12 protein-coding genes and 2 pseudogenes are annotated in these 18,759 nt (G+C 41.6%); 11 read left to right on the top strand and 3 right to left on the bottom strand.

Going from position 1 to position 18,759, the window contains the following annotated elements:
• Nucleotides 1-68: 68 nt before the first annotated feature.
• The 9 genes and pseudogenes from V7K30_RS14845 (at nucleotide 69) to V7K30_RS14805 (ending at nucleotide 9,329) form a co-directional block, all read left to right on the top strand.
• A complete protein-coding gene (locus V7K30_RS14845) occupies nucleotides 69-683 on the top strand; it encodes an aromatic amino acid lyase (RefSeq protein WP_335000374.1) in 615 nt (204 codons plus the stop codon).
• Nucleotides 684-907: 224 nt separating this feature from the next.
• Nucleotides 908-1,075: a hypothetical protein gene (locus V7K30_RS14840; protein ID WP_335000373.1), complete on the top strand. Its 168-nt coding sequence runs from the start codon at nucleotides 908-910 to the stop codon at nucleotides 1,073-1,075.
• Between the two features lie 101 nt (nucleotides 1,076-1,176).
• Nucleotides 1,177-2,544, top strand: a complete 1,368-nt coding sequence (locus V7K30_RS14835; RefSeq protein WP_335000372.1) for a class I adenylate-forming enzyme family protein — start codon at nucleotides 1,177-1,179, stop codon at nucleotides 2,542-2,544.
• A 105-nt stretch (nucleotides 2,545-2,649) separates the two neighbouring features.
• Nucleotides 2,650-2,826, top strand: coding sequence for a hypothetical protein (locus V7K30_RS14830; RefSeq protein WP_335000378.1), 177 nt, complete (start codon nucleotides 2,650-2,652; stop codon nucleotides 2,824-2,826).
• A 13-nt stretch (nucleotides 2,827-2,839) separates the two neighbouring features.
• Nucleotides 2,840-4,045 (top strand): annotated as a pseudogene (locus V7K30_RS14825) (ISAzo13 family transposase).
• A 203-nt stretch (nucleotides 4,046-4,248) separates the two neighbouring features.
• Nucleotides 4,249-5,802 (top strand): annotated as a pseudogene (locus V7K30_RS14820) (filamentous hemagglutinin N-terminal domain-containing protein); the annotation flags it as partial.
• A gap of 253 nt (nucleotides 5,803-6,055) precedes the next feature.
• Nucleotides 6,056-6,418, top strand: coding sequence for a hypothetical protein (locus V7K30_RS14815; protein ID WP_335000368.1), 363 nt, complete (start codon nucleotides 6,056-6,058; stop codon nucleotides 6,416-6,418).
• A gap of 413 nt (nucleotides 6,419-6,831) precedes the next feature.
• Nucleotides 6,832-8,559 (top strand): ShlB/FhaC/HecB family hemolysin secretion/activation protein, encoded by a 1,728-nt coding sequence (locus tag V7K30_RS14810; protein WP_335000366.1) that lies wholly within the window; start codon nucleotides 6,832-6,834, stop codon nucleotides 8,557-8,559.
• 608 nt (nucleotides 8,560-9,167) lie between these two features.
• Entirely contained in the window at nucleotides 9,168-9,329 is a 162-nt protein-coding gene (locus V7K30_RS14805; RefSeq protein WP_335000364.1) for a hypothetical protein, read from the top strand.
• Nucleotides 9,330-9,494: 165 nt separating this feature from the next.
• Here V7K30_RS14805 and V7K30_RS14800 read toward each other — a convergent pair whose 3' ends face one another.
• Both V7K30_RS14800 and V7K30_RS14795 read right to left on the bottom strand, forming a co-directional pair.
• On the bottom strand, nucleotides 9,495-14,135 hold the full coding sequence (locus V7K30_RS14800) for a beta strand repeat-containing protein (protein ID WP_335000362.1): 4,641 nt from the start codon (nucleotides 14,133-14,135) through the stop codon (nucleotides 9,495-9,497).
• A 742-nt stretch (nucleotides 14,136-14,877) separates the two neighbouring features.
• Nucleotides 14,878-15,645: a 3-oxoacyl-ACP reductase family protein gene (locus V7K30_RS14795; RefSeq protein ID WP_335000360.1), complete on the bottom strand. Its 768-nt coding sequence runs from the start codon at nucleotides 15,643-15,645 to the stop codon at nucleotides 14,878-14,880.
• A 108-nt stretch (nucleotides 15,646-15,753) separates the two neighbouring features.
• Between V7K30_RS14795 and V7K30_RS14790 the strand changes: the two genes are divergently transcribed.
• Both V7K30_RS14790 and V7K30_RS14785 read left to right on the top strand, forming a co-directional pair.
• On the top strand, nucleotides 15,754-16,362 hold the full coding sequence (locus tag V7K30_RS14790) for a TetR/AcrR family transcriptional regulator (RefSeq protein WP_335000358.1): 609 nt from the start codon (nucleotides 15,754-15,756) through the stop codon (nucleotides 16,360-16,362).
• Between the two features lie 517 nt (nucleotides 16,363-16,879).
• Nucleotides 16,880-17,785, top strand: a complete 906-nt coding sequence (locus tag V7K30_RS14785; RefSeq protein WP_335000356.1) for a cation diffusion facilitator family transporter — start codon at nucleotides 16,880-16,882, stop codon at nucleotides 17,783-17,785.
• Between the two features lie 233 nt (nucleotides 17,786-18,018).
• On the opposite strand, the gene V7K30_RS14780 is transcribed toward V7K30_RS14785, so the two are convergent.
• Complete coding sequence (locus V7K30_RS14780; protein WP_335000354.1) at nucleotides 18,019-18,423, bottom strand: response regulator; 405 nt, start codon at nucleotides 18,421-18,423, stop codon at nucleotides 18,019-18,021.
• Nucleotides 18,424-18,759: the final 336 nt, after the last annotated feature.

Below are 18,759 nucleotides of genomic sequence, written 5' to 3'. Positions count from 1 at the left end.
CGCCAAACCACTGAGGAGCCGTGTGAATTGGAAACTTTCATGCACGGTTTTGAAGACCAGTGAAACTGGTGACAGTTCCACTGAGTTCTAATGATCAATTGCGTTACTACATTGGGTTGTTAGCTAAACACTTGGATGTACAAATAGCGTACTTGGTAGCACCAGAATTTAACAATGGACTACCTGCGTCTTTAGTTGGTAACAAAGAGCGGAATGTAAATATGGGGTTGAAGGGATTACAAATTACTGGTAACTCAATTATGCCTCTGTTAACCTTCTATGGAAATTCTATAGCCGATCGCTTTCCTACCCATGCGGAACAATATAACCAAAATATCAACAGCCAAGGTTTTGCTTCAGCAAATTTAGCGCGTCAATCAGTAGAAATCTTTCAACAATATATAGCGATCGCTTTGATGTTTGGCGTGCAAGCAGTTGATTTACGCACATATACAACTCTTGAACATTATGATGCCCGTGCCACACTCTCGCCTGCAACCAGAGATTTATATCTAGCAGTCCGCAATGTAGTCGGACAACCACCTTCTGCTGATCGACCTTACATCTGGAACGACCACGAACAAGCCTTAGATGAACACATTGCCAAAATTGCAACTGATATTGCTAATCGTGGACAAATTGTCCAAGCAGTTAACGATCTTTTGTTAACCTTACACTCCTAAGTCTCAATTTAGCCATATTTACACCCATTTGTAATTCAAAAAATCAAATTCAATCAGGGTTTTAAGGTTTGCATCTGTAGGGGCGCAAGACCTCACGCCCCTGCTTTTGGAGAATTGGTATTAGTTCAAAACTGGATGCAGTTTCAATCTGTTACGAACAGTCATAATTTTTTCTAATTAAAGGTGACATCTTTGCGTTAACGGAAATTCAGTTGATTGTGGCGATGGTGTGTCAACGTTTCCGCCTCAATCTACTGCCTGAACACCCAGTTGAGTGCCAGCCATTGCTAACTCTGCAAACACGCAAAGGCATCTTGATGACATTGGAGCCACGAACTGAACTTGATAACGTCAGTCAGCTAAATACTCAAAAGACATTATTAACTGATTAATACCATTTCAAATACTTGAATCTCTCACTAAATCTTCGAGAATTGTATAAATGACTGTCGAAGTAGGCAAAGGTAATAAAGTTAAGTGAGTCTTTTTAACCATGAATATTGCCCATCATATCGAGCGGGGTTATCAATTATATCCTGAGAAAATCACTCTGATTTTTGAAGATAAATCTTTTACTTATAAACAGCTTAACAAGCTAGTAAATTGTGTTGCGAACGGTTTGCGTGGATTAGGAATTAAAAAAGGCGATCGCGTAGTTTTGTTTTTGCCAAATATTCCAGAATTTATCATTTGTTATCTTGGTATTCTCAAAATTGGTGCGGTTGTCGTCTCAGTCAACGTCATGCTAAAAAGCAATGAAGTTAGCTACATTTTCAACGATTGTGCTGCTAAGGCAATAATTACCACAGAGGCACTCTTTGAAAATGTACCAGAGGCAGATTTACCCGAACTACAACACATTTTGATTGCAGAGGGTAGCGTCAAAAAGGGAATTAGTTTAACGAAACTGATGGAAAGTGCTTCTGGTAATGCAGATGCTATTGAAATAGATCGCCATGCTCCTGCTAGCATCGTCTATACATCGGGAACAACAGGTTTTCCTAAAGGAGCGACCCTTTCCCACGGCAACATAATTTCTAATATGTATTCCCAAAACCGTTGTTGTGGAATGCAACCAAATGACCGATTACTGCTTTACTTACCGCTATTTCATTGTTTTGGTCAAAATGCTATTCTCAACGCAGCATTAAACGTCTGCGCCACAATTATCCTGAAACGTCGATTTGACCTTGAGCAAGTACTTAATGCGATCGCTACTCATCAAGTAACAATGTTCTTTGGGGTACCAACGGTATTCATCAATCTTCTAAATAGTGATTTATCTGGCTACAACCTCAATAGTGTGCGTTATTACTTTACGGCGGCGGCACCGATGCCAATTGAAGTTGCACAAACTTGGCAGGATAAGTATGGAAAAGTGATCAATGAAGGATATGGTTTAACTGAAACATCACCATGTGCATCTTATAATCACGATTTAAAATACAAACTCGGTTCCATTGGCGCTCCCATCGAGAATGTGGAAATGAAAGTTATTGACGATAATGGTAATCAGGTACAGCTTGGTGAATTGGGTCAGATCGTAATTAGAGGGCCTAATGTCATGCTTGGTTATTGGAATCGCCCACTTGAAACTGCTGAAGTGATTAAAAATGGCTGGTTCCATACTGGCGACATTGGTCGGGTAGATGAAGACGGTTTTTTCTACATTGTTGACCGCTTGAAAGACATGATTAATATGTCTGGATTTAAGGTATATCCGACTGAAGTTGAAAATTTGATTTATCAACACTCATCTGTTGCTGAGGTAGCTGTATATGGCGTTAAGGATGCTTTTAAAGGTGAGATAGTTCAAGCAAATATTATTCTGAAGCCAGGTCACATAATTAGGGCTTGCTGATTAAAGCTAAAACCCTTATATAAATAGTGGTTGAGGTCGATAGGTCGGTAAAAAGTGCAAAAAAATCAGGTAAAATGGCTCAAAACCTTAACATCAGTATAAAAAATGTATAGAAAAATTGAGACTCCACCCACCCCAATAGAAAAGTTTGAACTGCCATTTGAGGGGAAATTGGCAGAGGATAATAGATGGGTCATAATGGCTAATTTAATTCCTTGGTCAGAATTTGAAGATGAAATTGAGTTTTTGAGTGTGGTAACTGGTGGCTATAGTATAAACTGATTCTCTCAAAAAGTTGTTAATTGAAACTGCGTCTCAATTAAAGGGTGCAGCAAAGCGCAAATTTATGGCACAGACAGTTCAGGGCTTAGGTTTAGGAGGGCAAAGGCTTGCACAATCAGAATTAGGATGGAATAGAGACACAATTCGCAAAGGAGTAAGAGAATTAAAAAGTGGTATTACTTGTGTTGATAACATGAGTGCTAAAGGACGTTATAAAGCAGAAGAACACCTGCCAAATCTTTGAGAAGATATAAAAAATTTAGTTGACTTCTATAGTCAAACCGATCCGAGTTTTAAAAGTCAAAGACTATATACTAGACTCAGTGCAGCCGAAGTCAGAAAGCAATTAATTGAAAAGTATGGTTACAGCGATGAAAAGTTACATACATCAGAAACAATTCGAGTCAAATTAAATAATTTAGGTTACAAACTCAGAAGGGTAAAGAAAGTTCAACCTCAAAAAAAATTCCACAAACTGATGCAATCTTTGAGCAACTAGATATAGTAAACAAAGACGCTTCGGAAGATAAGAGTGTTTTACGTCTCAGCATGGACGGAAAAGCCCGCGTTAAGATTGGCTCATTTGATCGAGGGGGAAAAAGCCGGGATGGAGGGAAAGCTGATGACCATGATTATAATCCAAAAACAACTGTAACTCCTTATGGTATCTTTCTTCCAGAGCTTGATGAACTATTTTTGTACTTTACAGAATCGAAAGTTACAAGCGATTTTATTGTTGATATTTTAGAAGATTTTTGGTTATCAGAAAAGCATCGTTTTTCTGATATTAAAACCCTACTTCTCAATCAAGATAATGGGCCACAGAATAGTTCACGACGTACCCAATTTATGAAACGTATAGTAGAGTTTGCTCACAAGCATCAAGTAAATATACGTTTAGCTTACTATCCTCCCTATCATAGTAAGTATAATCCACTTAGATTGGACATGGACAGTACTAGAAAATCATTGGAACGGCAGTATTTTAGATGAACTAGAAACAGCTTTAAATTTTGCTAGCACTATGAAATGGAAAGGTTCTCATCCAGTAGTTAAGCTAGTACACGAAACTTATGATAATGGGGTAAAGCTTACAAAAAAAGCTATGGCTCAAATTGAAAAACAGATTGAGCGGCTAACCGATTCTACTCATGAAGTTTTCCCAAATTTAGGTAATTGGTTTATTGATATTTGTTGTAGTAAGACAAAAGTTATTTGATTTTAATAACAGTATTTATTTAGCTACAAAACATACTAGTTTTACACTGTTTAACTTCAAAGCAGACGACAAGTGTATAGATTCTTCATGCATAGATGAGGGAGAGAAAAGGGGAAGACATAGGCAACCCCTTTTCTCCCCCCTAAAATGATTATCATTCTTGATAAATCCTGTCTCTTGTTTTTCTTGGAATAATTTATTCTTTGGAAGTCCCTAATGCCTCAACTTCTGGACAGGGGAATGCAGGGAATGTAACGGTACGTGCAAAAAATGCTATTTCCCTTGCAAATGGTAACATTTTCAGCACCGTAGAAGCAGGAGGCGTAGGTAAAGGAGGCAATATCGACATCAATGCAGCAACACTGTCACTCACTGATGGCGCTCAACTGCTAACTGCTACTCGTGGAGCATCTGCTACCCAACCAGCAGGGCAGGGTAATGCAGGCAATGTCAATGTTTTGGTAACAGGTACTGTTGATATTGTTGGGAAGAAAAACGGTTTTCCCAGTGCGATTTTCAGCTTGGTGGGCACAGGAACTGTTGGGAATGGGGGTAACATTTTTATCGATTCTGGTGACTTCTCATTACGGGATGGCGCTCTACTTGTTGCCTCAACTTCTGGACAGGGGAATGCGGGGAATATTCGCATCAATGCAAAAGATGCAGTAACTGTTTCTGGAACTAGTCAAGAGACAGGATTTTCTAGTGGTTTATTCACATTTACTGATTCTACTTCCACTGGCATTGGTGGCGATATTAGCGTAAACACCAATATCTTTCGCCTATCAGACGGCGCTTTACTGGATGCACGCACTAGAAATAATCAAAAGGGTGGCGATATTACGGTAAATGCAAACGTCTTTGAAGCACTCAACGGCGGACAACTCACCACCACTACTTCAAGCAATGGACGTGCAGGTAAAATTACTGTCAACGCTACTGATAAACTAATAATTAGCGGTATTGACCCTAGTTACAGCGATCGCATTACTAACTTTCCTGATAACGTAGCAAATATCGGTGCTAACAGTGGCTTATTTGTCAGTTCTACTGGTTCAGGAATCACAGGCGACATCGAAATCAACTCACCCAAAATTACCTTAGATAACCAAGGTAAACTCAACGCCGAATCTGCATCCGGTAACGGTGGTAATATCAACGTTAACAGCGACTTACTCTTACTCCGTCACAACAGTCAAATTTCCACCAACGCAGGTACAGCTGAAAAAGGTGGCGATGGCGGTAACATCAATATCAATTCAAGATTTATCGTTGCAGTTCCCAAAGAAAATAGCGATATCAGCGCTAACGCCTTCACAGGAACCGGTGGAAACATCCAAATCAACTCGCAAGGTATCTTCGGTATTGAGTCGCGGACAAAACCAACCGAAAAAAGTGATATTACTGCAAGTTCGCAATTAGGCATTTCCGGTGTAACAAATATTAATGCACCCGATAACAGTTCCATTCAAAACAGCTTCATTGAATTATCACCAAACGTTATCGATACTAATGCCCTCATTGCCAATAGCTGCATTTCACGCGCCAGCAAGCGACAAGAAAACTCTTTTACCATCACAGGTTCTGGTGCGTTACGCTATAGTCCGGGAAAGGGATTCATTTCACCCTATACAACTGGTGATGTGCGTAGTGTTGAACCAACATCGCGCCCCTGGAAAAAAGGCGATCCAATTATTGAACCACAGGGAGTATATCGATTACCCAATGGGCAATTAATCTTGAGTAGAGGTTGTTAAACAGAAATATTGCACACATGGAAAAATCCTCTGTGCAGTTTTCTGCAAAATGGGATGCACTATCATGCGATCGCACGATACAAATCATGCAACTATATGTGCATAAATGGTGAATGCATTACTTAGTCATTTCTCTTAATCTGAGTATTAAAGAAACGGTTAATGAATCGAAAAACAACAAAAACCATCAATTTATTAACCGTTGCTGATGAAAATTTCGTAATTTTTATTCACTCGGATTGAGAGGTTTATTATGTTTCACAAACTAGTCCGCAATACAATTTTAGCAACAGCTTTGGCATTACCAATAGTACCATTAACCAGCCAAAATGCTCTTGCAGATAACCGCGATTTCTTAGTTTACAACAACAATGAGCTAGAAATTACTCAATTGTATGTATCATCAACAGGAACTAAATATTGGGGTAGTAATATTCTCAACTCAGATATTGTTAACGGTTCATCTGACGCAGTTACATTTAACAATAATAGCAATCATTGTACCTATGATGTCAAAGCTATTTATAGCGATGGCACTTATGATGTCATGCGTAACGCTGATCTTTGCAGCACCTATGGAATAACTTTTTCTGGTCATGGAGGCGACTATCAATAATATTAGCGGTTTTTAAACCGGATCTTGATGATTTGCACTTTTATGCAATCATCAAGAAAACTATTATGGTATTTTAATTAAATAATAATATCATCTTCTAGCCAGAAGTCTGGGAACACAATTATAGGGAATCTGCTAACTGCATATCTGCTTGATTAATTATTAAACAAAAGTCGGATATCTGGCAATACGGTTCGGATAAGATCCCCCCGCCTGTGGCGACCCCTTTTTGAAGGGGGTAAAGGAGCAAAAAGCAAGCCTTTTGAAGGTGGATTGGGGGGATCTTCGCAGGGTAAACAAGCTAACTGAATTGTATTGGGATATCTGGGTATTTTATCCTCTCAGATAGCCAATAGCAATTCGCCAAAATTTAGACACTATCTTTTACAAATTTTACATATCATATATAAACAATGGGTTCCTACCTTCGGTTTCAAAAGCTTTTTTTCATATTACTTACCTGCATCAGTATTACTCCACTTGCAGTATTTGCACAATCGACACCCCCATCTGGAGTTACAATTCCTCCCGACACACCAGGGAAAGTTGAAGAAACTCTACCCCAACCATTACCATCACCAACCCTTCCTCCCACACCCCCAACACCAACTGTTCCCATACTCCCATCACCCCCACAGGAAAATCTACCCGACACAACCTTTCCTAGTGGTGAAAGTTTCTTTGTCAAAGAAATTCAAGTCAAAGGATACTCTGTTTTAGAAGATGAAATCATCAAGTTAAAACAGCCGTTAGAAAATAAAAAAATCACATTTGAGCAGTTATTGCAACTGCGATCGCAAATTACCAAACTCTATGTTGATAATGGCTACATCACCAGTGGTGCATTTATCCCCAACAATCAAAATATTGCTAGCGGTGTCGTGCAAATCCAAGTTGTCGAAGGAGAACTCGAAGGGATTTCAATTTTAGGGTTACAAAGATTGCAAACTGCATACGTGCGTTCCCGGATTGCACGGCTGGCAAATAAACCTTTAAACCAAAAACGCCTCGAACAAGCGCTGCAATTATTACAACTTGACCCTGCCATTCAACGAGTCAATGCCGAGTTAACCGCAGGTAGCACTCCAGGTAGTAATATTTTACAGGTGACAATTACCGAATCGCCAGCATTCCACGCTGGGGTGATCTTTGCAAATAACCAATCACCTAGCGTTGGTTCAGAACAAGGGAGTGTTTTTATTGCTCATGATAATTTATTGGGGTTTGGGGATAAATTTAGTGCTGAATATGCTGCTAGTGAAGGTTTAAACATTTACGATATCAGCTATTCTGTTCCTTTTAACCCCCTAGATGGAACCATTGGTATCCGTTACAGCAACAGTGGTAGCCGGATTATTGAAAGCGAATTTCGTGACTTGCATATCCGCAGCGAAGCCGAAACCCTTTCCTTTAACGTCCGTCAACCACTAATCCACACGCCAAATAGCGAATTTGCTCTCTCGTTAGCATTCGATTTACGGCGCAGTCAAACCTTCATCCTCAATGATATCCCCTTCTCTTTTACCGAAGGGCCCGAAGATGGGAAATCAAAAGTTACGGTAATCCGCTTTTCCCAAGATTGGTTACAACGTAATGCTAACAGTGTCTTAGCGGCGCGATCGCAATTTAGCTTTGGCATTGATGCAATTGATGCAACTGTCAACGATAGTGGTACTGATGGGCGTTTTTTTAGCTGGGTGGGACAATTTCAATGGGTACAACGGCTATCTCCCCGCATTTTGATGCTGGCCAAAGTTAACACTCAACTTACTCCTGATTCCTTACTTTCGTTAGAAAAAATTAGCATTGGCGGAGTGGATACAGTGCGCGGTTATCGTCAAAATCAACTTGTTGCTGACAATGGGGTAGTTGGAGGTGTGGAAGTTCGTATTCCCCTGACATCGAATGTGGAGACGCTACAGCTAACACCATTTTTTGACATCGGTACAGCTTGGAACAATCGCGGTATTAATGCCGACCCACAAACTATTGCTAGTCTGGGGTTGGGCTTGAACTGGCAACCTTTTAGCGGTTTGGTATTGCGTGCAGACTATGGTATAGCATTTATCGGCACAAGCGATCGCGGTAGTTCGCTACAAGATAATGGTTTTAGTTTTTCAGTGCGCTATCAGCCGTTTTGATATTACGTCTGGTCAAAGATTTATAATTAACGAAGTAGAAAAAATCATCAAGCGACAAGTATTTGATATACCAACCCTAGAATAATCGTTACAGAACACAGAGTTGCCGTCAAAGAATGCCCTAAATGTAAAGCTCACATCCAAAGAAGTTTTCCAGAATTGGTGAAAGCGCCAGTACAGTATGGAGCCAGAATTAAAGTAGTTGCAGCTTATCTATATGATCAGCATTTTATACCGGAAGACAGGTTGAGCGAAGTTCTAGGAGATTTAATTTGGTTGTCGAATCATACCAGAAACAATCGCAAATACAACGAAACTATTTAGGGGTAGTCATGTAATTGTCTCCCCTACGTTCCCCAAACTCAACTTAACCGTACAACAGGTTTTCGATTTGTGAAAATCGCTAGATTTAGGGCACAACATTGTTCTCTATTTGTGTACTTCATTTACCTAAAAAACGCTGTATTTGAGGATACATCTGGCAAATAGGGGGTAAAATTCTTCGTATACCAACTAATTTCCCTGTTTTGCCTTCTCTGTAGAAACTTTCGCCTTCCCTGTAGTACAATACCACCCTCTCTACTATCGATGTCTTACTAACCCAGATCATGGAAAATGAACAAGATTTAGCAGACCATTCTGAGAATATTTTGCGTGGAATTGCTTATAAATTTGGTAATAATAGCCACGAATATCAGATGGCTGGAAGGACTCGTAAAAGCGATCGCAAGCGTATTGTACGTCAAAGCGTGGTTTTGCCTACTATCTAAGGCTACAACGGAATGGCACTTACTTAAGCAAAAGTTGTAACCCATATCTCCGACTTTTTAAAAAAGTCGGGGATCTAAATTCAGCACCAAGCAAATGTCTGTTTTACCAAAAGTCTGTGTCAGCCATGCCCCTGCAATTTGGGTATTTTTTTAATCGGAAATCTTTTAAGAACATTCTCGACTCAATAGCAACTGCCCATTATTGAGCCGATATAATCCTTGCGGTTCGATAATTGCATCGCCTTTCTTCCAAGGACGGGATGTAGTTTCGACACCTCTAACCTCACCAGTTGTGTAGGTAGAAACCAAAACACCAGGACGATTAGTAGTCAAAGCACCAGAACCTGTAATAGTAAAAGAGTTTTCTTGTCGCTTGATGCCGCGTGAAATGCAACTATTAGCGATGAGTGCGTTGGTGTCGATCACTGGAGATAATTCGGTGAAGCTGTTTCGGATGAAACTGGTATCGGGTGCGTTAATGCTAATCACACCTGCAACGCCTAATTCGGAACTGGCGGTAATATCACTTTTTTCAGTTGGCTTTGTCCGCGACTCGATACCGAAGATACCTTGAGAATTGATTTTGACGTTTCCACCTTTTCCTGTGAAGGCATTGGCTGTGATGTCGCTATTTTCTTCAGGGATAGCGATGATGAATTTAGCATTGATATTGATGTTACCACCATCACCTCCGGCTTGGGCTGTGCCTGCGGTAGTAGAAATTTGGCTACCATTACGTAGAAGTAAATAATTTTGGGCGATGAGGTTAATGTTTCCACCTTGACTACTAGCGGTTTGAGCAGAAATTGCAGCTTTATTGTCAATTGTGAAAGTTCCTGCATCTATAGTGATATTACCTGCATTACCAGTACCCTCACTATTTACTGATACTTTTGCACCATCTCTAAGAGTAATGTTAGGAGGATCAATAAATATACTACCTCCCTGTCCAATAGAGCCAGCAGTTGTGTCAGCAAAGATTCCGCTTACAGCTCCTTCATTATCAATAACATCGGTTACTCGGTCTGTTGAGCCAAAATTTCTGATGTATTCAGCGCTACGTGTCAGTCGTTGAGCAAAATTTGGATCGCTACCAGCAATGGTGATATCATCTTTAACATTAAGTCTGATATTACCCGCATTTCCAGCAGCACCAGTATTTGTAATTACTTGTCCGCCGTTAATAGCTTCAAAAGTGTTGGCATTTATGGTAATGTCACCGCTTTGATTGTTATTAAAAGTGCTGGCACTGACTATTGCACCGTCTGTGACTTGAAAGTTATCTGTAGTAACTGTAATGTTGCCAGCATCACCAGCTGCTCCTCTTTCAGTTGAGGTAAGTAAACCACTAGAAAAGCCTAATAAGCCACTACCTAATAGTGTCACAGAATCAGAAGCATTGATATGAATGTCGCCAGCTTTTCCTCTGCCACCAGAAATATTTCCAAATTGTCTAAAAATAGATGTGCCAATTTGTGAACCACTTTCTAAAGCTAAAGTTTTGGTGTTGACATCAATATCACCACCTTTACCTATACCCCCTACGCCCACATTACTGTTGATAAAGCTGTTGTTTGCTAAAAAAATAGAATTTTTTGTATCTACAGAAATGTTTCCTGCATTTCCTTGTCCATAAGTCGCTGTATTTATTTGAGAGTTGTTTTCTAAATTCAGGTTGTCAGTTAAATTAATTGCAATACTCCCTGCATCACCCTTGCCATAAGTACTAGAAAATAATCCTGCACCATTGCTCAGAGATAAAGCACGGGCATTAATATCAATATCACCGCCTTTGCCTTCAGCAACTAAGAAAGAACCCCCATTGAATACTTGAGTACTTATACCGCTACCAAGACCATCAAGGGAAATAACACCGCCAGCACTAACTACAATCTTTCCGGCGTTCCCCTGCCCAGCAGTCAATGCGTCCACTGTAGAGCTATTCGTGATGCTTATATTGTCAGTTGTGTTAATTAGAATGTTTCCTGCATCACCTAAGCCAAAAGTACCGCTCGATACTTGTCCTCCATTACTGACAGAAAGTAACCCAGCTTTGATTTGAATATCTCCACCTTTGCCTTCACCTCTAAGTAAAGAAGTTGTCAAACCAGTACCTAAATTACGGTTAGCACCATCAATTTTAACTGCATCGCTGGCATCAATCGTGATATTGCCAGCGTTGCCTTTTCCAAGTATGGAAGTTACCATTCGACCGCCATTTATTAAAAATAGCGAACCAGTTTTCACCTGGATATTTCCCCCATTACCATTAAATGCATTAGTCAATAGATCGCTTGGTAAACTATTGCTACCTATACCGTCAAAAGTAACAGTGTTTTTTGCATCAATAAAAATATTACCTGCATTACCTTGCCCATTGCTAGATGCTTGAGCGGTACCACCATTTTGAAATAGCAGTGTACCTGCGGTGATATGGATATCGCCACCATTACCAACACCATTAGAACCCACAGTGCTACTTACTTGACTATTAGATAGTGGCTGTTGGCTTACCAAGTCTGCAAAGGTGACATTATCGCGGGCATTGATAGTTATGTTACCTGCATTACCGTGTCCATCTGTACTGTTAATTATTTGTGCGCTATTAGTCACAGAGAGCGATCGAGTTGTCACGTGAATATCTCCCCCTCTACCCACACCACCAGTTAATAACTCACTATTTAACCCAGTTGATGAATCGAAGACACTACCATTAAACTTGCGAGTTCCAAAACCATCCAAATTAATTGCATCACGAGCGTCTACAGTTATATTTCCTGCATTTCCTTTGCCAACGCTATCGCTAATAATATAAGCTCCATTGGTCGCTGTCAAAGTGCCAGTTGTTATTTGAATATCACCTGCATTTCCTGCGCCACTGAAGTTTACACCGTTATTAATATTACTAAAAAAAGTATTTTTATCTTTATTGTCTAAGCTAATATCATGGGCATTAATAATAATGCTACCAGAGTCACCTTTTCCATAGGTTCTAGCTTCGATTGATGAACCATTATTTATTGCTAACGAGTCTGCATTAATACTAATCTTCCCACTATTACCGATGGCTCCTTGACCCAAGTTAGCCTGAATTCCATTGATAATCCCAGGTGTGGCATTAGCAAAAGTGACATTACCTCTAACATTAATATTAACATTTCCTCCATTTCCGCGTCCCCCAGGAAGATTATTTGCCGCATCTTCAATGTTCGCCAATAACTGAGAATTATCAGCTAAATAAAGTGACCCCGCAGTAATATTGATATCGCCACCTTTACCAACAGCCCCAGCACCTATACTACTGGATATCACTCCATTGACAAGAGAAAGAGAATCAGATGCTTCAATAAAAATATTACCTGCATTGCCAGTTCCACCCGTACTTGTAATTAGAGTAGCAAGATCAGTCAGCAATAAAGAGCCTGATTTGATGTTGATGTTACCACCATTACCCGTGGCTCCAGGAGATACTCCACTGTAAATAGCACTACGAGATCCATTTCTTGTCCCTGTAATATTCACAGCGCCACGGACATCTATATTGACATTACCTGCATCTCCACGCCCAGCAGGTCGATTTAGATTAGTATCTGCTCCACGGATAAAAGTTTGCAGTTGTGATTTATCTTTTAGAGAAACGGAACCAGATGTAATATTAATATTTCCACCCCTACCTACACCCCCAGCTTCTATGTTGCTGAAGACAGAACTGAATTCAAGAGAAACTGCATTTGGTGTTTGGATAAATATATTGCCAGCATTTCCTCTCCCATAAATACTGGTTTCTAGTAAGGAGTCTTTAAGAGAAATTGCTCCCGTTGCATTTAATTTAATATCACCTGCTTGGGTAGTGCCATCACCCAAGTTTTGACCAATTCCCGCATATAGTTGTGAATTGGACATATCAAAATTACGGGCATTAATGGCAATATCTCCGCCACCCGCGCCAAAAACACTTACAAAAGCTTGATTCGAGAGAGATACATCAGCTAGCTGCACATCATTCGGAACACTCAAACTCAATGTATTACCCGCTACATTTAGTCCCACATTTCCTGGTGCAGCTAAAGCAGCTACCTCAACTCTGCCACCGTTAGCTACCAGCCCACCCCCATCTAAGTTGATATTACCACCAACTAATAGCAAACTTTGCCCATTAGGTACTCTTAAACCTGTAACATTTACTCCAATTGGGTTTACTCCTGCGGGTGCTTGAGATTGGTTGATTATTCCCCCGCTTTGATTAATCTGATTAAATAACAACGCCGAAGGATTCACAGTCAACAATGGCGCTGCTTGGGGATTTGTCGCACTAAAATTTCCCTGATTGCCAAACTTTACACTGCTTGCAGTCGTCCCTATAAACGAACCCTGCACATCTAAACTGGCATTTTTGCCAAACACAATCCCATTGGGATTGATCAAAAATAAATTCGGGCTAGAACTGCCAGATGTGCCGAGTTTCCCCAAAATTTCTGAAGGGTTATTGCCTGTCACCCGTGCCAGAATATTTTGGATATCTGCGCTAGGACTCAAGAAATACGCCCCCCGTCCCTCGCTGATATTAAATTCTTGAAAGCTGTGAAAAAGATTGATTCCGCGAGTTGCACCACCTGTAATTATTTCAATTGGTAGTCCCTGAAAGTTGCCTATAATTTGGGAGGACTCAGCGCCAAGTGTGTTGTCGGGTACAATATTACTTTGCTGCGCCTGGGTTTTAGCAGTGAAGACACTAGCACTTAAGCAGCCCACTAACCCTGCCAGTCCAAACTGCAAACACCTGTGTAATGCGTATCTTATCGTCATAAGGTGCTATTCATCTTGATTATTTGAGTATCTAATGAAACCGCACCTTTGGACGATAAATAAGCGAATATTTGTTAATTATGCAGTTTTCTGCAATGAGGCGATCGCATTCCTGCATTCTCCAGTTTTTTGGAGTTTCCCTAGAGCAACATTTTTAATCCAAGGTGCGATCGCATTTATAGCGGTTCTCAATTGCATGGAATACAGACCTAACCCCCAGCCCTGAGTTTGCCGAGAATAATTTTCTGAGCTTGCTGATTAAAAGTCTTTCTATTTGACCCCATCACGGCTTATCCCAGTGCGGCATTCATTACATCAGTGTCGATGTAAACCTCATTTTCTGCACTTACCAAGATAATCGGTAGCCCCGTATGTGCGATCGCTTCAGTCATTGAATTATTACTCATACCAATTCTGTATGAAGATGCATCTTATCAAACCCCCCTGTAGTCCCCCCGATGCCTTGGGGGGAGGGCGTTAGCCGGGGGTAAAAATATATTGCAGCTTCACAAAGAAACGGTATCAGTAGATTAAAGATGGACGAAAAAAACGTTACTGCAATGACCAGCCAAGGTGCGATCGGCTCTCTTTTTAGACATAATCGCTCCTCCCGGTTCTTGTACTGCCTTTTCTGCTTCAGATGACATTTTGTTATTCCTCCTAAGAAGTTTGCATCGTTTAACGTGCCGATGATTCCGATTTGCATGATCGGACTTTTCTTGGTTTTGTTGTGGCCGCCTAATCAGGCTGCGAAGCCGCCATCAATCTTCAGGCTTGCACCGGTGACAAAACCGGCTTCGGCACTTGCGAGATAGGAAACCATGCCCGCTACTTCTTCACTTTGGCCGTAGCGCTGGAGGGCGATCATGCTTTTCATGCTATCGGCAAAGGAACCCTCCGCCGGGTTCATGTCGGTGTCCACCGGACCGGGTTGGATATTGTTTACCGTGATGCCACGAGAACCGAGATCACGGGCAAGACCGCGCGTAAAACTGGCGTTGGCGCAGCCCGCCGTAGGCATCGCACCCTTGGTTAAAGCGTAGACGGAGCCGCCAGCAAAAGGCATGATGTCACTGTTGACGCTGCCGATCATAATGATTCGTCCGCCCTCGCCCATGTGGCGGACAGCCTCCTGAGTTGCCACAAAAACGCCCTTAACGTTAATCGCGATCAGCCGGTCAAAATCATCCAGCGAGAACTGGTCGATTGGGGCCAAAGCAGCGACCCCTGCATTGTTCACGAGGATGTCGAGACGACCAAAGGCTTTCACAGTCTCGGCGATCGCGTTCTTCACCGCTTCGACATTGGCACTGTCGGCGCGTATAGCCAAGGCTCGACCACCTGCCGCTTCGATGGCAAGCACCACCTCGTCGGCTTTTTGCGGCGAACTAGTGTAGGTGAGAGCGACAGTTGCGCCATCCTCTGCGAGACGTTTGGCGATCGCTGCCCCCAAACCGCGTGAGCCGCCTGTTACCAATGCCACCTTACCTGTGAGTTTTTCGGTGTTCATACTATTCTTTTGTCGTTAGAGTTTGTCGTTGCAATCCGATTTTGTATCGGATGGTATAGATATAAGGCATGAGGGCAAGCCTGTCAAGAAACTATTATACTGATGAGTATGAAACAGGAAAAAACCACTGCGGCGATGGGCCGACCCCGTGAGTTCGATACCGATGACGCGCTCAATCGTGCAATGCATGTGTTCTGGCGCAAAGGCTACTTGGGTACGTCCCTCTCGGATCTGACCGAGGCTATGGGCATCAATCGCCCAAGCCTCTACGCCGCCTTTGGCAACAAGGAATCTCTATTCCGCAAAGTGCTTGATCGCTATGCCGACGGGCCGTCAGCTTATCTTCGTGAGGCTCTCAAAGAGCCGACCGCGCGCCGGGTCGCCGAGCGGATGATGCACGGGGTTGTTGACCTGGGAACCGATCCACGCAATCCACCGGGATGTCTCTGGGTTCATGGCACTCTTTCATGCGGAGATCCGGCCGATCCGATCCGGCAGGAATTGTCCGCACGCCGAGCGTCTAATGAAGTAGACCTGCGTAAGCGTTTTGAGCAGGCGATTTCGGAGGGGGACTTGCCAGCCGATTCCGAACCCGCCGCTCTTGCCCGCTTTGTCGTGACGGTCAATTGTGGAATGTCAGTCTTGGCTGCGACCGGAGCCACCCGAATGGAACTACTGCGGGTGGTGGAGACAGCGTTGCAAGCGTGGCCGGAGTAAGACGACACCTATTTGCTGTCGCATGGACATCTGACGTGGAAACTGTCAGATTTCGCTCCTGAAATCTTGATCATTTTCTGAATGAAGCACGGGCTTTCTTATCCTTATAAGGCAATACACTTGATGTTAGTGATATTTTGCCCCGCAATATCCCCCCAACCTCCCCTTATCATTACCAACATCAAATATCCTGAGTAAGTACAGACCACTGATGGTCATAATAATCCCTTTGAATACAAGTCGGCATGACCTAAGTGCATGTATAAATAACAAAATTAATTAAAATATTCCTGGAATTAATGCTAAAAATGCGCTGTTATCTCTAAAGCCATTACTAATGTCTATCCAGCTTGTAGCTGCTGTTAGTTAAAAAGAATCTCAACAAATTGGTATAAAACATAGAGACTATAGAGATACTTAATTCTTACTGCGTAAGACTTTGATACATTTTATCTGTGTTTATTTATGTTTTAAGTTTTACATTAGAAGTCATAGAACTTGATGTGATAAATTATCTATGATTTACGATAACCGCGCCGAAGTGCGAAAGGTTTTAATTATTACCCTACTGCTCAACCTGTTCGTACTAGGATTAAAAGCACTTGTGGGCTATTGGACAGGCTCGTTGAGTTTGCTAGCTGATGCCTTGCATAGTGTGACAGATAGCGCCAACAACGTTTTAGGATTAATTGCGAGTAAATTTTCTTCTCCACAACCCGATCGCGAGCATCCCTATGGACACCACAAATTTGAAGCTGTAGTAGCTCTAGGAATTGCCTCATTTTTAGGAATTGCCTGTTTTGAAATTCTGCAAGGAGCAATCGAGCGAATTCTCAAAGGTGGTGGTGAACCTGTAAAAATATCGCCACCTGAGTTGTGGTTATTACTAATTGTGCTGGGCGTGAATATTTTTGTGGCGTTTTACGAACGTAGTGTGGGTAGGCGGGTAGGTAGCTCGATTCTCATAGCTGACGCGACACATACGATGAGCGATATTTGGGTGACAATCTCAGTAATTAGCGGCTTGATAGGAGTTTGGCTAGGTTATCAATGGATGGATTTGGTGTTAGCTTTTCCTGTCGCTTTGTTGGTATTTTGGAGTGGCTGGTCAGTTTTAAAAGAGAATTTGCCTTCACTTGTGGATCAAATGGCGATCGCACCAGAAGCAATACATGCGATCGCTACTTCTGTTCCAGGTGTAATTAACTGTCATGCGATCGCTTCTCGCGGTGTTCTTGGCCGTCAAGTGTTTATTGAAATGCATTTAATCGTAGATGCACCAGACGTAGAAACCGCTCACCACATTACTGAAGATGTAGAAAGCCGATTAGAAGAACGCTTCCGTCCAGTGAGGATTTTAATTCATGTCGAGCCACCAGCATATAAGTCTGAGCAAATTAGCTTTGAGACTGGCGCTAAGTAGTCTCAGCAATTCCAAATCACGCCCTGTTCAAATGCAAAGCAGCGCCTTTTAGAAGATGAAACAGTTCTCCCTTTAAAAACTTGTTATTACCAACATTTTTTTCACAAACCAACACCTCACCAAAAATGATGTTGTATAACCTTGATTTATTCGGTTAAAAAATATGATGAGGAACATGAGAAAAGATGAGGTAAATAACAAATAATGACCGATAAATGACTGCATCTTTGGTATTAACTTTTATAAGAAGCAACCAAATTTGCGACGATCGCAACTAGTTCTCCTGGATCAACTGGTTTAGCTACATGAGTCTGAAAGCCTGCTTCCAGGGCCAGGCTACGATACTCGCTATCGCCATAGGCAGTTAAGGCAATAGCGGGAATTTTTCCACAAATATCAGGCTTCAGCGCTCGGATCTTGCGAATGAGGGTGTAGCCATCTTCACCAGGCATAGCAATATCACAAATCAAGACATCTGGTTGCAACTCAGGTAGTACTTTCAATGCTAACGCTGCCGATGCAACTGCCATAACGGTGGCTCCATCAGCTTCCAACACGGTAGTAATGTAAAAGCGGCTATCGTCATCATCATCAACTACGAGGATGTTTAAGCTAGCAAGGGGGAGAGGAGATTCCATGACATCTTCATTAACGTTGATTAAATGAAAGTTATTTTTAATGAGCTGCTTGTTTTTTTCTCATTTACCACACCATTGGTAATTTTACTGCGATCGCGCCTACTTTCCTAGACAATAAATTAATTCGTCTAGCCACCATCGAATTGATGGTTAATTGTTCGCTGACATTTCTAATTATTGACTGGATAAAATTATGTTGGTGTTTAAATTCCTTTATATTTAAAAAATTTACTTTAACGAATACTTGGAGTTCAAGAATAATCTTGCTAATTACTGACTGCTTTATTACTAACAGGTTTGGATTTTGATGGAGGCTTTTAAAATCAATCCGCTTGG

The sequence above is a fragment of the Nostoc sp. genome (assembly GCF_036917655.1).
In the GTDB taxonomy this organism is placed as follows: Bacteria; Cyanobacteriota; Cyanobacteriia; order Cyanobacteriales; family Nostocaceae; genus Nostoc.
Note: the sequence above shows the minus strand (reverse complement) of the source record. Positions and strands in the feature narration are given on the sequence as shown.

Excerpts from the sequence above, each read along its gene's own strand:
- V7K30_RS14840 (WP_335000373.1), top strand. The coding sequence starts at position 908 with ATGGTGTGTCAACGTTTCCGCCTCAATCTACTGCCTGAACACCCAGTT.
- V7K30_RS14835 (WP_335000372.1), top strand. The coding sequence starts at position 1,177 with ATGAATATTGCCCATCATATCGAGCGGGGTTATCAATTATATCCTGAG.
- V7K30_RS14830 (WP_335000378.1), top strand. The coding sequence starts at position 2,650 with ATGTATAGAAAAATTGAGACTCCACCCACCCCAATAGAAAAGTTTGAA.
- V7K30_RS14815 (WP_335000368.1), top strand. The coding sequence starts at position 6,056 with ATGTTTCACAAACTAGTCCGCAATACAATTTTAGCAACAGCTTTGGCA.
- V7K30_RS14810 (WP_335000366.1), top strand. The coding sequence starts at position 6,832 with ATGGGTTCCTACCTTCGGTTTCAAAAGCTTTTTTTCATATTACTTACC.
- V7K30_RS14805 (WP_335000364.1), top strand. The coding sequence starts at position 9,168 with ATGGAAAATGAACAAGATTTAGCAGACCATTCTGAGAATATTTTGCGT.
- V7K30_RS14800 (WP_335000362.1), bottom strand. The coding sequence starts at position 14,135 with ATGACGATAAGATACGCATTACACAGGTGTTTGCAGTTTGGACTGGCA.
- V7K30_RS14795 (WP_335000360.1), bottom strand. The coding sequence starts at position 15,645 with ATGAACACCGAAAAACTCACAGGTAAGGTGGCATTGGTAACAGGCGGC.
- V7K30_RS14790 (WP_335000358.1), top strand. The coding sequence starts at position 15,754 with ATGAAACAGGAAAAAACCACTGCGGCGATGGGCCGACCCCGTGAGTTC.
- V7K30_RS14785 (WP_335000356.1), top strand. The coding sequence starts at position 16,880 with ATGATTTACGATAACCGCGCCGAAGTGCGAAAGGTTTTAATTATTACC.
- V7K30_RS14780 (WP_335000354.1), bottom strand. The coding sequence starts at position 18,423 with ATGGAATCTCCTCTCCCCCTTGCTAGCTTAAACATCCTCGTAGTTGAT.